Raw genomic sequence first — 16012 nt, forward strand, 5'->3', positions numbered from 1 at the left:
TTTCAAGACAGTTCTAAATCACGCAATGTTAAAGTAAACGTCGTCCATCCCTGGTTACTGGCGACTTGAATGCTACCTTGCAGTTGTTCTATTAATTTCTGGACGATCGCTAAACCTAAGCCTGTACCACCTTGGTTCCAAATGTCTGTATCAGGGATGCGGTAGAATTTTTCAAAAATCTTAGATAATTCGGTGGTGGGGATTTCGGCTGAATTACTAATGGTAATGAGTATTTTGACTGAAAATTCCGCAATTTCATGGCTGACACTCAAAATAATTGCACCGCCACCAGGTGTATACTTACAAGCATTATTCAGCAATTCCACTAAGATGCGTTCTAAGCAGGTACGGTCGGAGAATAGTGAAGGCAGATTTTCTGGAAGATTTAACTGCAAGGTTTGTTGATGTTCTTGAGTACGGATTTGAAATGGCTCGATTAACCAAGGTAGCCATTGTTGGAAGAGTAATAAATCAGGAGCCAGCAGGAGATTAGATGAATTTTCGAGGCGTTGTAACTCTAATAAGTCGTTGATTAATTCCATTTCCCGATCGCACTCTGCTTCCAAAACGTCCAGAAAGTAATGCTGTTCTTGAACAGCTGTGGACATCTGTAACATTTGGATCATGCCTTTCATGTGGCAGAGGGGCGATCGCAATTCATGGGAAACTAAATTTAAAAAGTCATTTTTGAGTTGATTCAGCTGCTCCCATTGAGCAACCAGTTGTTCTTGCTGTATTTGCTTTTGTCGTGCTTCCATTGCTTGTAGTCGTTCACTCACGTCCCGAAACACTAACACTGCACCTATAATATGGTCTTTGTCATCTTTGATTGGTGCGGCGCTCTGCTCAATTGGTGTTTCGCTACCATTTTGGGCAATCAATAAAATTGTTGTCGAGAGAGGTGCGATCGCTCCTGATTGTAAAACTTTTGTTAGCGGATTTTCTAATAGTTCACGAGTTGTTAAATCAATAATTTCAAATATTTCTGATATATTTTTTTCAATTGCTTCTGATTGTGTCCATCCTGTCAACTTTTCTGCCACCGGATTCATAAACGTGACTAGTTGATTCCTATTACTCGATATCACCCCATCACTAATACTTTTCAAAAGAATAGATAACCATTTTTGATTATTTTTTAATTGCTTTTCTAGTCTGTGTTTGGTAAGAGCTATTTCAATATTGGTTTGGAGTTCTCTTTCTTTAAAAGGTTTGAGTAAATAACCAAATGGCTCGGTAATCTTTGCTCTTTCTAAAGTATTTTCATCTGCATAAGCAGTTAAATAAATTATGGGGACATCTAAGTATTTATGAATTTGCTCCGCAGCTTGTATACCATCCATTTGCCCTTTCAATCTTATGTCCATTAGCACTAAATCAGGGATGATTTCTACAGCTTTATTAATTGCTTCTTGTCCTGAAGAAGCAATAGCAGGTACTGTATAACCAAATTTTCTCAATCTATTTTGTAAATCTTTAGCAACAATCGATTCGTCTTCGACAACTAAAATATTTGCGTCTGTCATGTATGTATTTTGTAAAATTAATAACCAAGCAAAGATAAAAATAAATATTTAAAAAATTCATGAGATTAAAATTCTCTTTCTGCCTCCTACTATGTGAGTATGTTAATTAAATATGGATTACCCAACTTATATTAATGGAAATGTTATTTCAAACTCTACACCAGGGTTACTTTTAATATTGATATCTCCTGCTATTTGTTGAGTCAAAGCATCAACCAATTGCCAACCCAAAGATGCTGTATTCTTAAAATTAAAATCACCTGGTAAACCCACACCATTATCGCTTACAGTGATTGTGAATTGCTGTGCGACTTTTTCTGTAATTCCAATAAAAATTTCTCCATCTCCACCATTAGGAAAACCATATTTTAAAGAGTTAGAAACCAGTTCATGAATAATTAAACCACAGGGAATTGCTAGATCTAAGCCAAGTAATACATGACAATCAACATTGAATCTTAAAGAGATTGCACTTTCGTAAACTTCGTAATAACTCAATAAACTGGTGACTAAATCTTGAATATATTCCCCAAAATCAATCCGAGCTAAATCAGGCGATTGATACATTTTCTCATGAACCAAAGCCATTGAGGCAATGCGCTGCTGACTTTGTTGAAAAATGGCCATATCTTGTTTGTCTTTAATATACTCAGATTGCAAATTGAGCAGACTAGAAATTACCTGTAAATTATTTTTTACTCGGTGGTAAATTTCTTTCAATAAGACTTCTTTTTCGAGTAATGATGCTTGAATTTGTGCTTGAGAATGTTTGCGATCGCTAATATCTTCAATGACGGCAATAAAGTAATTTGGCTCTCCAGCAATATTGTGTGTTAACGATACAGTCAGATTAATCCAGACGACAGAACCATCTTTGCGAAAGTAACGTTTTTCGATTGTATAAGTTTGAATATTACCTATTAATATTTCATCAACATATTTCAACGATGTAGTTAAATCATCGGGGTGAGTAATTTCTTGAAAAGTGCGTGACTCTAATTCCTCGGCTGTATACCCAACAATATCACACAGCCTTTGGTTAACTAATAACCATCTTCCATCTAAACCTACATGTGCAATACCAACTGCTGCTTGATGAAATGCTGTACGGAATCGCTCTTCACTATCTCGTAATGCCTTTTCTATCTGTCTACGTTTGGCGATTTCGGCCTCTAGTGATTCGTTAATTTTTTTTAACTCGGCAGTGCGTTCTTCTACTTTAATTTCTAGTTGCACGAGTATTTCGCTCAAAGTTTCTTCTGCTTGTTTGCGCTCAGTAATATCAGTATGGGAACCTACCATTCTGACTACATTACCAGCTTCATCCCACAAAGCTTGACCCCGATCTAATATCCATTTATATGTCCCGTTTTTACACAGAACTCGAAATTCTTTCGCATAAAATGATGTAACTTTGGCAAAGTGATCTTGAACCGCTTTTACTACAGAATCTAAATCCTCTGGGTGGATTCGTACCCAGATTTCTTGGAGGTGATTTTCAATTTCATTGTCTGCATAACCAAGCATTTCTTTCCAACGAGAGGAGAAAAAAACTTTATTTGTTTTGATATTCCAATCCCAAATACCATCATTATTACCACGTAAAGCTAACTGCCAACGTTCTTCACTTTCTCTGAGTATTTCTTCTGTACGTTTGCGTTCGGCTATTTCTGTTGCTAGTTGAGAGTTTGCTGCTTCTAGTTGTGCATGGCTAGGTAAAGCTAGTGCTTGAGGTATCAACGGCAAAAGTTGTATAGCTGTAGTTACTGAGATTAAAGCTGTGATTGCTTTAATCAATCCTGATAACCAATAGATGGGATACCACAGTGTCCACACATCCATAACATGAGTTGTACCGCAAGCGATGATAAATGCGCCAAACATTAAAAATATCCAGTCAAAAGGCATATCTTTTCGTTTACGGACAAAATACACCAGCATGAATGGAATTGAATAATAAGCTATTGCAATTAGTGTATCTGAAAGAACATGCAGCCAGACTAATCCCGGCTTCCAGAGATAGCAATGTCCGTGGGGAATAAACTGGTTAGGAAAAAAAAATTATCTAAAAACACCATCCTCAAAACCTATTTATTGTAAAAGTCTTTACTGGAGCGTCATGGTTGGCAAAGAGTTTTTTACCTCCTCAATGTACAGACACCCACAAAGTACCTATATCCTTCATACTGCATAATAATGCAATTTTTTACTAAGTAATGTAATAAATATTGATTGACATTAAGTTATATCAAAAACGAGTTGCTTGTTACCGTAAATATTCTGAAATTGGCTTTCTCTCTGATAACAAATATAACTTATTGTGATAACGATTTTGCCTGTGATATTAATGACTAACTATTGCTTATCCAAAATTGATCTAGGTTAGTCAATTTAAATGGCTATTAGTATTTGGTTAAAAGATGCAAATATGCTTCAGCTTGGTTAGTCATCTTGTAAGCAGTTACGCTATATTTTCATTGAAATACTAGGTTTATTTGGAGGATAAAAGCAAAATGAAGCGTTTTTTGACTGGAATTATTGTATTAACTAGCTTATTGATTACACCTGGCTGCTCATCGGTACCAAAATCTGGAGAAGTACAGGGATCTGGTAGTGAGTCACAACATACTGATCATCAGCAAAATATGTCGAGTGATCATCAAGGACACTCAATGGAACATACTGGTCATGAAGCTGATACAAAAATTACTACCCAAGCTAAACTGACTACGCCAAAAAATCTGATACCAAATCAGCCTGTAAGTTTAGTCATTAATGTTCAAGATACTGCTGGTAAATCTATCGACAAGTTTGATATCTTTCAAGAAAAACTAATGCACTTAATTGTCGTTAGAAATGACCTAGCTACTTACGATCATATTCATCCAACTTACAAAGGTAATGGGCGTTTTGAAGTCAGTACTAATTTTTCTAGTCCTGGTGATTATAGCTTGTTTAGTGACTATAAACCATCGGGTCAGAAAGAGGCTATTTCACTGATGCAGGTCAAAATACCTGGCTCAGTTCCACTACCAAAAAATTTAGAAAAATTTGAAAAAACCAAGGTTTTATCTAATACTAAAGTTAATCTTAACTTTGCTAATAAAAATATCTCAGCAGCTAAAGAAGTAACTTTAGATTTTGATATCAAAAATGCAGCAAATAATCAGCCAATTAAGGATTTACAACCTTATTTAGGCGAAAGAGGGCATTTAGTGATTCTGAAAAGTTCATCACCTCTGGTAGTTTCCGATTATATTCATGCCCATGCTCTCAAAAATAGTGCCGATGGAAAAATACAATTTGTCACTAGCTTTCCTCGGCCGGGAACTTATAAACTTTGGATGCAGTTCCAACGTAATGGAAAAGTTGACACAGCCGATTTTTGGGTCAATGTAGTATGAGGTTGGCGATCGCCTATACTAATTCTGTAGACAAAGGGCGATCGTCTCAACTTTGCTCTAATGTGAGTTTTACATCTATCCAAAAGTAGATTTTTTAGTTATTAAAAATAGCTGAAAATCAAAAATATTAGTTTTTTTAGGAGCGAATTTGTTGCATAAGGGTTGCAATTAAATATCAATCAGTTTATTGTGTTTGATTAAATCACGTAAATTTGTACTGTTTGTTGAGAAAAGCAGGTCAAAACAATGGTAGGGAGAATAAATATATAACTATAAGTTTGCCCTACTTCTGATTACTCTATGAAGGCTTAACTTGACAGTATTTCCACTCAAGAGAAAGTGATAAAACCGTGTTGTAGAGGCGTTCTGTGTAATGGAACGTACAAGAAACTATAAGGGTTTGCTGGCATGAGACTATCTGAGCTAGATCCACTCATCCCGCTCAATGATTTAAGAGAAGAACTCTTGAAGTTACCGAAAGGTTACTTATTTTACGAAGCAGAACTGGTGAATTTTTTATCTCGCAGAAGATGGCCTGAGAGCGATCGCCGTATTGACCGGACAACTTTTTGGCGCTGGCGAAACGACAACGGAATTGAACGCCAAAAAGTATTTAGTCGATTGGATCTTATCAAACTCTGTCGTATCTGCGACCACTACCGTGTAGATGGAACTCGTAGTGAGTATTTAACTATCATGAAACAAAAAAAAGAGTTAGCGTTTAACAGATGAGGATGAATTTTTAATACCAAAGCACAAAAACCCAATTTAGGCAGAAATTCAGCCAAAAAATTGGGTTTTTACTATTATTTTGATTTTACTAACTGATATCAATTGAAGAAATGATTGCTAAAACCTAGACCCACATAGCAATTCCCCATCTAAAATCCAAAATGGTATGACATCTATCTATAGTCAGAAAATATATTTAGGTAGTATAAATTAAATCATACTATAAGAATGAGGTTTTTATTTAATTCTCCATAGAGAATTTATAAAAAATCATTTATTTATAGACCTTGAATGTGCCACTATGTTCACCATTGGTGATTATGTGCTAAATCAACAAACAGGTCATCTAGGAAAAGTTATTGGTTACGGACAGCAAATTATGAACCATAATATGCAAATCGTAACTTTGAAAGTGCTAGTAGCTGAGACTGCTAATTCTCAGAGACGAGAGTTTGTATTCGAGGATCAAGTTTCAGCTTGGGTAAGATGGTCTGTAGTATGAAACGGCAATTGATATATCATAAATATCAATTGAAGCCGATTAAATAAAATTCAAAAATCGGAGAGCAAATACAGAATTAATTTTTTACTAGGAGTAATAAAATTTTATGGTAAAAGATGTTATTTTATGTCTCCAAGAAGCTGCTGCCGATTTAATATTTAAAGATAATTCAATACCTAAAAAACTGAGTGAATGCTTAATTAATCCCCCTTGTGGATGTGCTAATCCAGGGCAGGAACTTAAGTGTGAGGATTGTACTTATCTTGAGGCTTGTTTGTCTAGTATTAAATTATCGAGTAGTGAGTGGGAATGAAAAGATATGATTCCTGGCTTTTTTTCTACAATAAACTAGCAGAATCTGTATCCAAAAATAACGTTGCCTGGGATTGATGGCGTAAAATAGAAGCTGGACAATTGCGGCTGATTGTTTGTTGCAGCATCTGTTTTACTACCTGGGCTTTACGTTTTTCTGGTGCTAGACAGATAATTTTCTTGGCTGAACAAATTAATGGGAGAGTGACAGTAAAAGCATACTGCGGCACACTGTCAATATTAGGGAAGTGTCCTGTATTTACTTGTTGTTGGCGATTTACTTTGTCTAATTTTACTAACTTGACACTGTATGGGTCTTGAAAATTGGCGACAGCAGGATCATTAAAAGCTAAGTGTCCATTTTCGCCAATACCTAAGCAACATAAATCTATTGGCTGTGTTTGGAGTAATTGTGTGTAGCGATCGCATTCAGCTACAGGCTCTAATGTATCACCTTCAATATAATGAAATTGCTGCGGATTAAGTTTATTTTCTACACGTTCGCGGAGATAATGCCGGAAACTTGCAGGATGATCAGCCGTAATTCCTAAATATTCATCTAAATGAAATAAAGTAATTTTTCTCCAATCTACACCACCCAACTTGATTAACGCATCCAGAAATTTGAGTTGGGAATTTCCTGTTGCTAATAAAACAGCTGCTGTCTCCTGTTTTTTCAGGACATATTCTAAATATTTGCGTACGATTTGTGCAACATCGATAGCCATTTCTGCTTCAGAATTATAAATCTGTACGGATAAATCATCAACGCGAAAAAAATTTTTGGCAGCAACCATTTTTTGAAGTTTGAAGTTTGAAGTCTAAAACGAGAATACTTTGTAGTTCTATCATCCAGTATAGATTTCCCAAATTTCACCAATAATTTTTAGTTGTGAAGTTGTCATCGCCCAAAAATAATCAATATAAAGAGAATCAAACAAGGTAAAATATGTAAATAAAGTTAATAATTATTTACAGTTAAAAAATAATGCTTGATGCCATTCTCTTCGACTTAGACGGCACTATTGTTAACACTGACCCGATTCACTACCAAGCTTGGCAGCAAATGTTGGCAAGTTACAGCATCGAGATTGATGAAACATTCTACAAGTCTCGGATTAGCGGTCGTTTGAACCCTGAAATTGTCAAAGATATTTTGCCCCAATTATCAACAGCAGAAGGGCAAAAATTCGCTGACGACAAAGAGGCGCTGTTTCGTCAACTGGCTTCACAACTGCAACCGTTGAGTGGGTTTGCTGAACTCATAGCCTGGACAGACACACATCAACTAAAACGGGCATTAGTTACCAACGCCCCCAGGTTAAATGCAGAATTTATGCTTGAGGTTTTAGGGATTAAAGAAGTTTTTCATACAGTAATTTTGGCAGAGGATTGCACCGCTGGTAAACCTGATCCTGCGCCTTATCAAGTTGCTTTAAACACATTAAAGATTAACGCAGAGAATGCGATCGCCTTAGAAGATTCTCCTTCGGGTATTCGTGCTGCTGTGGCGGCTGGTATTCCTACCATTGGCATCGCTTCTACCCATAATCCACAAGTACTGCAAGCAGTTGGCGCATTTATGGCAATTCCAGATTTTACGGACTTGCAGTTGTGGAAATTGTTAAATTCACTACTCAGAACTCAGCAATCAGCACGGGCTGAACGCCCCGCTACCGCTAACAGCACTAACTATTGAACTTGTTCACTGCTGAGGTGGGCGATCGCTTGTTTAATCCAATCTTCCACATAGGCATCTTTGGGTAGTCCAATGTCTTCGCTGACGACGTGTAAGGCGTGGCTGACTTCGTGGGCTGTATAACCCAAGGCAAATAAAGTCATTTGCACTTCTTCCAAAATCCCTGGTGCTGGGCCGCCTGTAGCGACGAAGAACCCGGCTGATTTGCGCCACTCAATCAACTTGCTTTTGAGTTCTAAACAGATGCGTTCTGCGGTTTTTTTGCCCACTCCAGGGGCTTGAATTAAGATTTGGGTGTTACTGGCAATGATGGCTTGGACTAAATCAGGTAATTCCAAAGTGTCTAAGAGGGCGATCGCTAACGCCGCACCAATCCCACTAACTGTTAGCAAGTGACGAAATAAATCCCGTTCTGCTGGAGACGCAAAGCCGTAGAGTAAAGGCACTTCTTCCCGAATTTGGTAATGGGTGAAAATTTGCGCCACCCCTCCTGATTCTGGCAGCTGCTGTGCCAAGCGTTGCGGAACTTGCAAATCGTAACCGATACCATTGACTTCAAGAGTCAGAATGACGCGATTACCGTTATTTGTCTGAACGCCAGCAATAATACCTTTGAGATAGCTAATCATAAGAATCCAAAATATTGCAAACTTTCTAAAATTCCCCCAGCACAAGAGCCTTGTGCTAAGTATCGATAGTCAGCAGGATACTCAGTATGCCATTGGAGTAATTCTAGTCTGGCATTACCGACTATGATTCCCCGTTCATGGCCCACAGCGAACAAAGCAATATCATCACCTGAATCACCACAGACAACTGTTTTTTCTGCTGCAAATTGCCATTTTTGCCGGAGAAACTGCATTGCCTGACTTTTATCGCTTGAGCGCGGCACAATGTCGAGGTCAATACCGCTGCTATGGATTAACTTTATATTTAAAGCATACTTTTGTAGTTTTGTCTCAATCTGTGGTAAAATTTTATCTGCAAATTCCTGTTTAACGAAGAAACTTACCTTAAATGGCGTTGTTCAGAATCCGGTTGTGGTGATAATTCTGGAAAAGACTTAGCTACGAAAAATACTAATTCGCGGTTCCATCCAGGCGACAGGATATCTGACCAATCTACATCTGGGCTGTCGCTGTTATTTAGATAAATTTCTGTCCCAACAGAACAGACAAGCGCATCTGGTTCGATGAGATTTTTTTCAACTTGCAATTCGCTGAGGACTTACGCAAAACACCTCTCAAACTCTCATTTCTCCGTGACCTCTGCGTCTCTGTGGTTCGATTTTCCCTAGCCTGTGCGTAAGTCCTGTCGCTGTAAAGTGCTGGCGATCGCCCCGCCCCAGAGCATAAACTATTTTTGTGCCGTACTTTTGGCGATGTTGACTCAGTATGTTATTTAGTTCTACTAAAGCTTCGTCATTACCTACGAGGGTGTGATCCAAGTCAGTGACAAAGAGAAAAGGTTTCATGATTAGTTACCTAAACACCTGAAAATTTGGTGGAAATGGATTCTCAGCTTACGTGTCCGAGCTACTCTACCAGATTTTCGCTCTTGTGTATTATTACTAACGAGACAATTCTTTTCAGGTTAAAAATCAGCAACTTATAGCGGGAAGGTTAGGAATAGCATCAGAAAAGTTCAAATCCCCAAAGTCTTGAAAAAGTCGGGGATATTGTTGTGATAAATTTTGCTAAAACTACTCATCCATCATTCAGGGTTTCAATCAGTAAATCTACTTGCTGTTGTCGCTGTTGCAAGAAGCCTTCACATTGACGTATATGCTCAACAGCAGTAGCAAACTGCTCAAATACTTCTTCCAATCCTAATTCACCCGCTTCAATCCGGGCGATAATTTTTTCAATTTCCACTACCTTCGCCTCGTAATTTACACTGGCGATCGCTTCAAAATCCGAGGAACTTTTACGTTTCACCATTAATCTCTCTGTGTCCTCTGTGCCTCTGTGGTTCGTTCACTTCCGTAACTTTTACTTTAACTTCTCCCTGTGCCAACTGAATCAACAATTCTTGCCCGACGGTTAACTGGGTTGCAGTCCGCGCGATCGCCCCATTTTTTTGACGTACCACCGCATAACCCCTATTTAACACGGCTTTCGGGTCAAGGGTAGCTAACTTTTGCCGCAACATTTCTAAGTGCTGTGTAGCTTGTTGCGATCGCCTGCTAGTGACTTGTAGAAGTTGCTGACGCTTCCACTGTAACCTTTGCATTTCTTGTTTAACTTGCCTATCTAACCCGACACGTTGCAAGCGATTACGTAATGTTTGCAGTTGATTTTCAGCAGATGTCCTCACCTCATACACCGCATCGTATAAAGCATCAATTCGCTGCTGATGTTGAGCATACAATTCTGACAACGCCGGTACTACTAATTCTGCCGCTGCCGTCGGTGTATGTACACAGACATCGGCAACTAAATCTACCAAAGATTCATCTCGTTGATGACCAATCCCAGTAATTACCGGGATAGAACACTCCGCCACAGCCCTAACAACTCGCTCATCGTTAAAACAAGCCAATTCTTCAACCGCACCACCACCCCGCGATAAAATTAGCACCTCGGCGCGACCATCTTTTTCTACTCGTGAGATCGCCTTAACTATAGAGTCTGGTGCTTGTTCGCCCTGTACTGTTGCTGGCGAAAATAATACCTGTAAACCAGGGTATCTGTGTTTGAGGGTTTTTTGAATATCACCCCAAGCCGCAGCGGTGGGTGAAGTCACAACTGCGATTGTTTGGGGATGAGGAGGAAGTGGCCGCTTTCTTTGCTGATCAAATAACCCTTCCGATAGCAAGCGGTTACGTAATTGTTGATAGCGCAGTGCTTGTAAGCCCACACCCGCAGGTATAGCTTGCCAAACCGTTAACTGATATTCTCCCCTTTGGGGATACAGGCGGATACTCCCCAAAATAATTATTTGTTCGCCTACCGTAGGTATTTGTATTAGCTTTGCTACTTGGCTATTCCAGGCTACACACTTAATAGCTGCTGTCCCATCTGGATCTTGAAGTGTCAAAAATAAACCACTCCGATGGTGATTAGCGCTAGATACTTCTCCTGTTACCCAAACTTGCCTTAGTATTTTATCTTCTTCTAATAAAGATTGAATGTAGTTGGTGATACCTGCTACGGAGAGGGCAGTATCTGGAAAATCGAAATTCATTTTGCTTCAACCCACTCTGCACTTAAAATCAACATAACGTCTTTTTTCTACCTCCATATAGCCAGAGTGAAGACTGATGCCAGAAATCTCATATCACAAACAAGGCAAGAAATCGCCAACCCTATTCTTTAGTTTAGCTTTTTAATAAAAATCTCTGTATAACCGGGTTGTGATAGAACCATATATTTATATTGGTACGGAGGTGTTTGGGATAACTAGCAACCAAAACTCTACTAAGGTTATGTTGTACTAGTCACATCTAGTAGCGATCGCGTTACGATGTTGTCACGTTTATTTCTCTAAGAAATTCTATTTCCGCATTTTCTGGCTAAAATAGTATATCTGTTCTACTTCACCTCCAAACCTAACACTCCATAAATCCATATATATAGATAGAGGCAGTAATGGCTACCAACACTGACAATTCCGGCAAGCAAAAAGCCCTGACTATGGTACTAAACCAGATTGAGCGCAGCTTCGGGAAAGGAGCTATTATGCGTTTGGGCGATGCAACCCGGATGCGGGTGGAGACAATTTCCACTGGGGCGCTCACTTTAGATTTGGCCTTGGGTGGCGGTTTACCTAAAGGACGGGTAATTGAGATTTATGGCCCAGAAAGTTCTGGTAAAACAACAGTAGCGCTACATGCCCTCGCTGAAGTCCAAAGACTAGGTGGTATTGCGGCCTTTGTGGATGCGGAACACGCCCTAGACCCTACTTATGCGGCAGCTTTGGGTGTAGATATCGAAAATTTGCTGGTTTCCCAGCCTGACACAGGAGAATCTGCTTTAGAAATTGTTGATCAATTGGTGCGTTCGTCCGCTGTTGACATTGTAGTTATCGACTCAGTAGCAGCATTAGTTCCCCGTGCGGAAATTGAAGGGGATATGGGTGATACTCATGTAGGTTTACAAGCCAGGTTGATGAGCCAAGCTCTCCGTAAAATTACTGGGAATATTGGTAAATCTGGTTGTACAGTAATTTTCATCAACCAGTTACGGCAAAAAATCGGTGTTACCTACGGTAGTCCAGAAACCACAACTGGTGGTAATGCCTTAAAATTTTATGCTTCTGTGCGTTTGGATATTCGCCGGATTCAAACTTTGAAAAAAGGCACAGAAGAATTTGGCAACCGCGTTAAGGTGAAAGTTGCTAAAAACAAAGTAGCACCACCTTTTAGAATCGCGGAATTTGACATTATTTTTGGCAAGGGAATTTCTGTTTTAGGTTGTTTGGTCGATATAGCCGAAGAAACAGGCGTTTTAACCCGCAAGGGCGCTTGGTATAGCTACAACGGTGATAACATTTCTCAAGGTCGAGATAACGCGATTAAATACCTAGAAGAAAAACCAGAATTTGTTGAACAAATTAAACAGCAGGTACGCCAAAAACTTGATATGGGGGCTGTGGTTTCTGCTAATTCTGTAGCTAAAGTCAGTGAAGAGGAGGAAGATGAATACGAAGAGGAAGAATAAGTAAGCGGGTTTGTCATTTGTCCCTTGTCCTTTGTCAATACAAATGACACAGCACAAAGTTCTGGTGTAATTTAGATCTTTCTTAGCTTATTGAGCAGTGAACAGTTACAAATAATTACTGTTCACTGCTGTCTTCATAGTAGAGAAGTTGTAACTTGGTTGAAAAATCGGTCTAAAATATCTGACTTTTGTTCTTTGGTAAAGCCATCATGGCCATTTTGATGGTCTAAACTAAAATTTTTGGTAAATGGAATAGCTTGATCTGGGATTTCTGGTGCGAAATAACTTAATGTATCTTCTAGATTACAGCCATTGCGAGATGAAAGCTGCATGAGTAACTCCATCGCTACTGTTGGTAAGATGCGATGGTTACGGTTGTAGAAAAAGTTAAAAGTAAGATTACCGATGCGAATGCGATCGCCTTCTTTAAGTCTAATTCGCTGATAGACACGTTCTCCATTCACAAAGGAACCATTGGTACTTTTAAAATCGACTAAGTAAAAACCTGGTTCATCCTCTTGATCTATATATTGGATAGCAGCATGGCGACGAGACAGGTATTTATCACCTATACATATCCCACAGTGGCGATCGCGTCCGATTATCCAAATTTGCTGTGGTTGCACTAAAGTTTGGGTTTGATTATCTCCCAAGTTAGTGACTAAGTAAATCTCACCATCATTTACTACACCCTGCACATAACTTGAGTTTAAACCTGCCACACCCGACAATGATAGGTCTTCCATCTGAAGAATGTCTTCTAGAAGTCCACTGTGGTGTTCGTACAATTTGACAAATACTTGATATAAACTTAACTTCCGTTCTATTTCTTTACTCTGAAAATCAGCAATTTTGGCTGAAGTTTTGAGTGTAAATAAATGTGATTTGCTGATGTCGGTCATGAACTTTTTTCTCAGCCTACAATCAGGAACAACTGCCTGTTTAGTCCTTGTTGCTATTTTAAAATTTCGCAACTCAAGACAATTAAGTTTGACGATTTTTACTAAGAATTCCTGCCTAGATATTGATACTTAGTATGAATATCGTACAACTTGAATTTTAAAAAAATATTGCGTAACTTTGTTTTATATTGTAAATTACTGTAGTCTAATTTTAACAGATGCTAATTATTAAGAATAATTTAAGCATTTCTTAAGTAATCTTAGAAAGATTAAATTGACAGTATAAATTTCCGGGTGAATACGAAAGCCAAAATTAAGTAGAGAGTATTACTACTTAATTCTGCTCTTGATTAATTCAAACTATTAGAGTCGAATATTTACTTTTTAAAATTGACAAAAATCTGTAATTTTTCACTATTGAATTAGAGCAAGCCACGTTTACCATTGGGGCGTACCGTCATCCAATTAGTTTTTGCTAGTGCTAGTTGCTCATCTAAAATTTTGGCCCCAGTTAGATTAGCACCACACAAATTAGCACCTCGAAGATTAGCATTGCTCAGATGAGCATAACTAAGATCTGCTCCCCGCAGGTCTGCTCCTTCTAAATCAGCATGGTTAAAATAAGCTTTGCTTAAATTAGCATCTCTGAGATTGGCGCGAGTGAGACTAGCCCTACCAAAATCACTGTTGTGAAGATTTGCTCCTTGAAGATTAGTGCTTTGCAGTTGAGCCGAATGGAAATTGGTTTCTGACAATTCACTACCTTGGAGATTCAGGAAGTTTAAATTATGTAAGGCAAAATCTCTTCTTCCCTTGAGATAGGCTGTTAATAAAGTTTGGCTGTCTAATTTACGTCCAGCTTTGGAGTGTTGAGTGTTTGCACTATTACTATTGCTGTTAGACAACATTCCTGGTTTACCCACAGCGCCTGGTCGCATTCCACCCTGATCTGAACCCGCAGCCTCGGCAATTTTGGCTCGTCTAGCCCGAATAGCTGCTGCTACTTGAGCTACTCCTGTATTCGTAGCTCCTACAGCAGCAGGATTGCTGCATAAAATAGCAGAGTTGTCTCCACGCTGCGATGTTTTTTCTTTAGTACTAGTGTCAGATTGTACTAGTAAGCTTTTAGCCAAACTATCTAAGTAAGGCTCCATCTCTAACGCTCTGAGAACATCTGTTGCTGATTGGTAACGATTGCGAACAGAAACATCTAACATTTTTCGCAATACACCAGTCAAGTGATCACTCACATACACCAACTGTTCCCACATCATTTCACCGGTTGTGGGATTGTAATCTAAGTCTTTAGGAGTTTTGCTAGTGAGTAAATAGATACAGGTGACTCCTAAAGCGTAGATATCACTCGCGTAGACTGGACGCATCGCCATTTGTTCTGGCGGTGCAAAACCAGGAGTACCAATTGCATAGGCAGTTAAGGCGGTCTGTCCTGATTGGTTAGGCGCAGCTTGAGTAACTTGGTTTTTCACAGCACCAAAGTCAATTAACACCATTCTGGCATCTTGACTACGGCGAATTAAGTTGGCTGGTTTGATATCTCGGTGAATTACCTTTTGCTCATGAATGTATTGCAGTAAAGGTAAAATCTCGCTCAAAAATTGTTTAACGCCTGCTTCGCTCAAAACTCCATTAGCTTTGATTTCCTGCTGTAAGGTTGCACCGCTAATATATTCCTGAACTAGATAGAATTGTTCCTGTTCTTCAAAATAGTCAAGTAGTCTTGGTACTTGCGGATGGTTGCCGATTTTACCTAGGGTTCTAGCTTCTCTTTCAAAGAGTTCTCGCGCCATTTGCAAAACATGTGGTGCGTTTCCTGATGGGCGTAGTTGCTTGATGACACAACTCGGTTCTCCAGGTAAAGCTTCATCCTGAGCTAAGAAGGTTGCTCCAAAGCCACCTTGACCTAACGGTTTACTCACCCGATAGCGATCGCGTAGCAGTAGGCGCGAGCCACATGACTGACACCTTTGGCTGTACACTACATTTTCTGGATTGGGACAGGTTGGATTTAAGCAGTAGCTCATGCACTGTCAACTCGCTGCGCGAAGAATGGCTAGGAGCATTACGCTCTAGTTTAATTATTTAAACGAAAATCAACTCTTGGCAGGTAATTTATGCTGGAAATCCTTTGAAGAGTTCCTAAAGTTTGACTTGTTTACCTAAGCGATCATCACAACAAGATAGCTGATGTGAGGCGCGATCGTCAGTAGTTATCAAGCTATTTGTGTAATAAGTTATTTTTAGATAAAATTTCTA

Annotated in this window: 14 protein-coding genes and 2 pseudogenes; 6 read left to right on the forward strand and 10 right to left on the reverse strand. The window is 39.0% G+C overall.

All coding sequences use genetic code 11. The features are described 5' to 3' along the window. Positions 1-2: 2 nt before the first annotated feature. Positions 3-1526, reverse strand: coding sequence for a response regulator (locus tag NOS7107_RS22935; protein ID WP_015115324.1), 1524 nt, complete (start codon positions 1524-1526; stop codon positions 3-5). A gap of 126 nt (positions 1527-1652) precedes the next feature. Beyond that, positions 1653-3467: a PAS domain S-box protein gene (locus NOS7107_RS22940; RefSeq protein ID WP_015115325.1), complete on the reverse strand. Its 1815-nt coding sequence runs from the start codon at positions 3465-3467 to the stop codon at positions 1653-1655. 572 nt (positions 3468-4039) lie between these two features. On the opposite strand from NOS7107_RS22940, the gene NOS7107_RS22945 reads away from it, so the two are divergent. The 4 genes from NOS7107_RS22945 (at position 4040) to NOS7107_RS22960 (ending at position 6477) form a co-directional block, all read left to right on the forward strand. Beyond that, positions 4040-4930: a hypothetical protein gene (locus tag NOS7107_RS22945; protein ID WP_015115326.1), complete on the forward strand. Its 891-nt coding sequence runs from the start codon at positions 4040-4042 to the stop codon at positions 4928-4930. Between the two features lie 408 nt (positions 4931-5338). Further along, complete coding sequence (locus tag NOS7107_RS22950) at positions 5339-5662, forward strand: hypothetical protein (protein ID WP_015115327.1); 324 nt, start codon at positions 5339-5341, stop codon at positions 5660-5662. A 301-nt stretch (positions 5663-5963) separates the two neighbouring features. After that, entirely contained in the window at positions 5964-6164 is a 201-nt protein-coding gene (locus NOS7107_RS22955; protein ID WP_015115328.1) for a hypothetical protein, read from the forward strand. Between the two features lie 106 nt (positions 6165-6270). Further along, positions 6271-6477 (forward strand): hypothetical protein, encoded by a 207-nt coding sequence (locus NOS7107_RS22960; RefSeq protein ID WP_015115329.1) that lies wholly within the window; start codon positions 6271-6273, stop codon positions 6475-6477. Between the two features lie 25 nt (positions 6478-6502). Here the strand turns inward: NOS7107_RS22960 and NOS7107_RS22965 are convergent, their stop codons facing one another. Then, positions 6503-7273 (reverse strand): glucosamine-6-phosphate deaminase, encoded by a 771-nt coding sequence (locus NOS7107_RS22965; RefSeq protein ID WP_015115330.1) that lies wholly within the window; start codon positions 7271-7273, stop codon positions 6503-6505. A gap of 191 nt (positions 7274-7464) precedes the next feature. On the opposite strand from NOS7107_RS22965, the gene NOS7107_RS22970 reads away from it, so the two are divergent. Next, entirely contained in the window at positions 7465-8175 is a 711-nt protein-coding gene (locus NOS7107_RS22970) for an HAD family phosphatase (protein ID WP_015115331.1), read from the forward strand. Here the strand turns inward: NOS7107_RS22970 and ruvA are convergent. The 5 genes and pseudogenes from ruvA to xseA form a co-directional block, all read right to left on the reverse strand. Beyond that, positions 8169-8804: a Holliday junction branch migration protein RuvA gene (gene ruvA, locus NOS7107_RS22975; RefSeq protein ID WP_015115332.1), complete on the reverse strand. Its 636-nt coding sequence runs from the start codon at positions 8802-8804 to the stop codon at positions 8169-8171. The genes NOS7107_RS22970 and ruvA overlap by 7 nt on opposite strands. Further along, positions 8801-9408 (reverse strand): annotated as a pseudogene (locus tag NOS7107_RS22980) (sucrose-phosphate phosphatase); the annotation flags it as partial. The gene ruvA and the pseudogene NOS7107_RS22980, both read right to left, overlap by 4 nt. A 106-nt stretch (positions 9409-9514) precedes the next feature. Beyond that, positions 9515-9649 (reverse strand): annotated as a pseudogene (locus NOS7107_RS28790) (HAD family hydrolase); the annotation flags it as partial. A 232-nt stretch (positions 9650-9881) separates the two neighbouring features. Further along, positions 9882-10115, reverse strand: coding sequence for an exodeoxyribonuclease VII small subunit (gene xseB, locus NOS7107_RS22990; protein ID WP_015115333.1), 234 nt, complete (start codon positions 10113-10115; stop codon positions 9882-9884). Continuing rightward, complete coding sequence (gene xseA / locus NOS7107_RS22995) at positions 10102-11361, reverse strand: exodeoxyribonuclease VII large subunit (protein ID WP_015115334.1); 1260 nt, start codon at positions 11359-11361, stop codon at positions 10102-10104. The genes xseB and xseA overlap by 14 nt, the downstream gene beginning before the upstream one ends. Before the next feature lie 404 nt (positions 11362-11765). On the opposite strand from xseA, the gene recA reads away from it, so the two are divergent. Next, positions 11766-12836, forward strand: a complete 1071-nt coding sequence (recA, locus tag NOS7107_RS23000) for a recombinase RecA (RefSeq protein ID WP_015115335.1) — start codon at positions 11766-11768, stop codon at positions 12834-12836. Positions 12837-12970: 134 nt separating this feature from the next. Here recA and NOS7107_RS23005 read toward each other — a convergent pair whose 3' ends face one another. After that, positions 12971-13738, reverse strand: coding sequence for an FHA domain-containing protein (locus NOS7107_RS23005; protein WP_015115336.1), 768 nt, complete (start codon positions 13736-13738; stop codon positions 12971-12973). 422 nt (positions 13739-14160) lie between these two features. Then, positions 14161-15780 (reverse strand): serine/threonine-protein kinase, encoded by a 1620-nt coding sequence (locus NOS7107_RS23010; protein WP_015115337.1) that lies wholly within the window; start codon positions 15778-15780, stop codon positions 14161-14163. Between the last annotated feature and the right edge of the window lie 232 nt (positions 15781-16012).

Source organism: Nostoc sp. PCC 7107 (assembly GCF_000316625.1).
In the GTDB taxonomy this organism is placed as follows: domain Bacteria; phylum Cyanobacteriota; class Cyanobacteriia; order Cyanobacteriales; family Nostocaceae; genus Nostoc_B.

Excerpts from the sequence above, each read along its gene's own strand:
- NOS7107_RS22935 (WP_015115324.1), bottom strand. The coding sequence starts at position 1,526 with ATGACAGACGCAAATATTTTAGTTGTCGAAGACGAATCGATTGTTGCT.
- NOS7107_RS22940 (WP_015115325.1), bottom strand. The coding sequence starts at position 3,467 with ATGCTGGTGTATTTTGTCCGTAAACGAAAAGATATGCCTTTTGACTGG.
- NOS7107_RS22945 (WP_015115326.1), top strand. The coding sequence starts at position 4,040 with ATGAAGCGTTTTTTGACTGGAATTATTGTATTAACTAGCTTATTGATT.
- NOS7107_RS22950 (WP_015115327.1), top strand. The coding sequence starts at position 5,339 with ATGAGACTATCTGAGCTAGATCCACTCATCCCGCTCAATGATTTAAGA.
- NOS7107_RS22955 (WP_015115328.1), top strand. The coding sequence starts at position 5,964 with ATGTTCACCATTGGTGATTATGTGCTAAATCAACAAACAGGTCATCTA.
- NOS7107_RS22960 (WP_015115329.1), top strand. The coding sequence starts at position 6,271 with ATGGTAAAAGATGTTATTTTATGTCTCCAAGAAGCTGCTGCCGATTTA.
- NOS7107_RS22965 (WP_015115330.1), bottom strand. The coding sequence starts at position 7,273 with ATGGTTGCTGCCAAAAATTTTTTTCGCGTTGATGATTTATCCGTACAG.
- NOS7107_RS22970 (WP_015115331.1), top strand. The coding sequence starts at position 7,465 with ATGCTTGATGCCATTCTCTTCGACTTAGACGGCACTATTGTTAACACT.
- ruvA (WP_015115332.1), bottom strand. The coding sequence starts at position 8,804 with ATGATTAGCTATCTCAAAGGTATTATTGCTGGCGTTCAGACAAATAAC.
- xseB (WP_015115333.1), bottom strand. The coding sequence starts at position 10,115 with ATGGTGAAACGTAAAAGTTCCTCGGATTTTGAAGCGATCGCCAGTGTA.
- xseA (WP_015115334.1), bottom strand. The coding sequence starts at position 11,361 with ATGAATTTCGATTTTCCAGATACTGCCCTCTCCGTAGCAGGTATCACC.
- recA (WP_015115335.1), top strand. The coding sequence starts at position 11,766 with ATGGCTACCAACACTGACAATTCCGGCAAGCAAAAAGCCCTGACTATG.
- NOS7107_RS23005 (WP_015115336.1), bottom strand. The coding sequence starts at position 13,738 with ATGACCGACATCAGCAAATCACATTTATTTACACTCAAAACTTCAGCC.
- NOS7107_RS23010 (WP_015115337.1), bottom strand. The coding sequence starts at position 15,780 with ATGAGCTACTGCTTAAATCCAACCTGTCCCAATCCAGAAAATGTAGTG.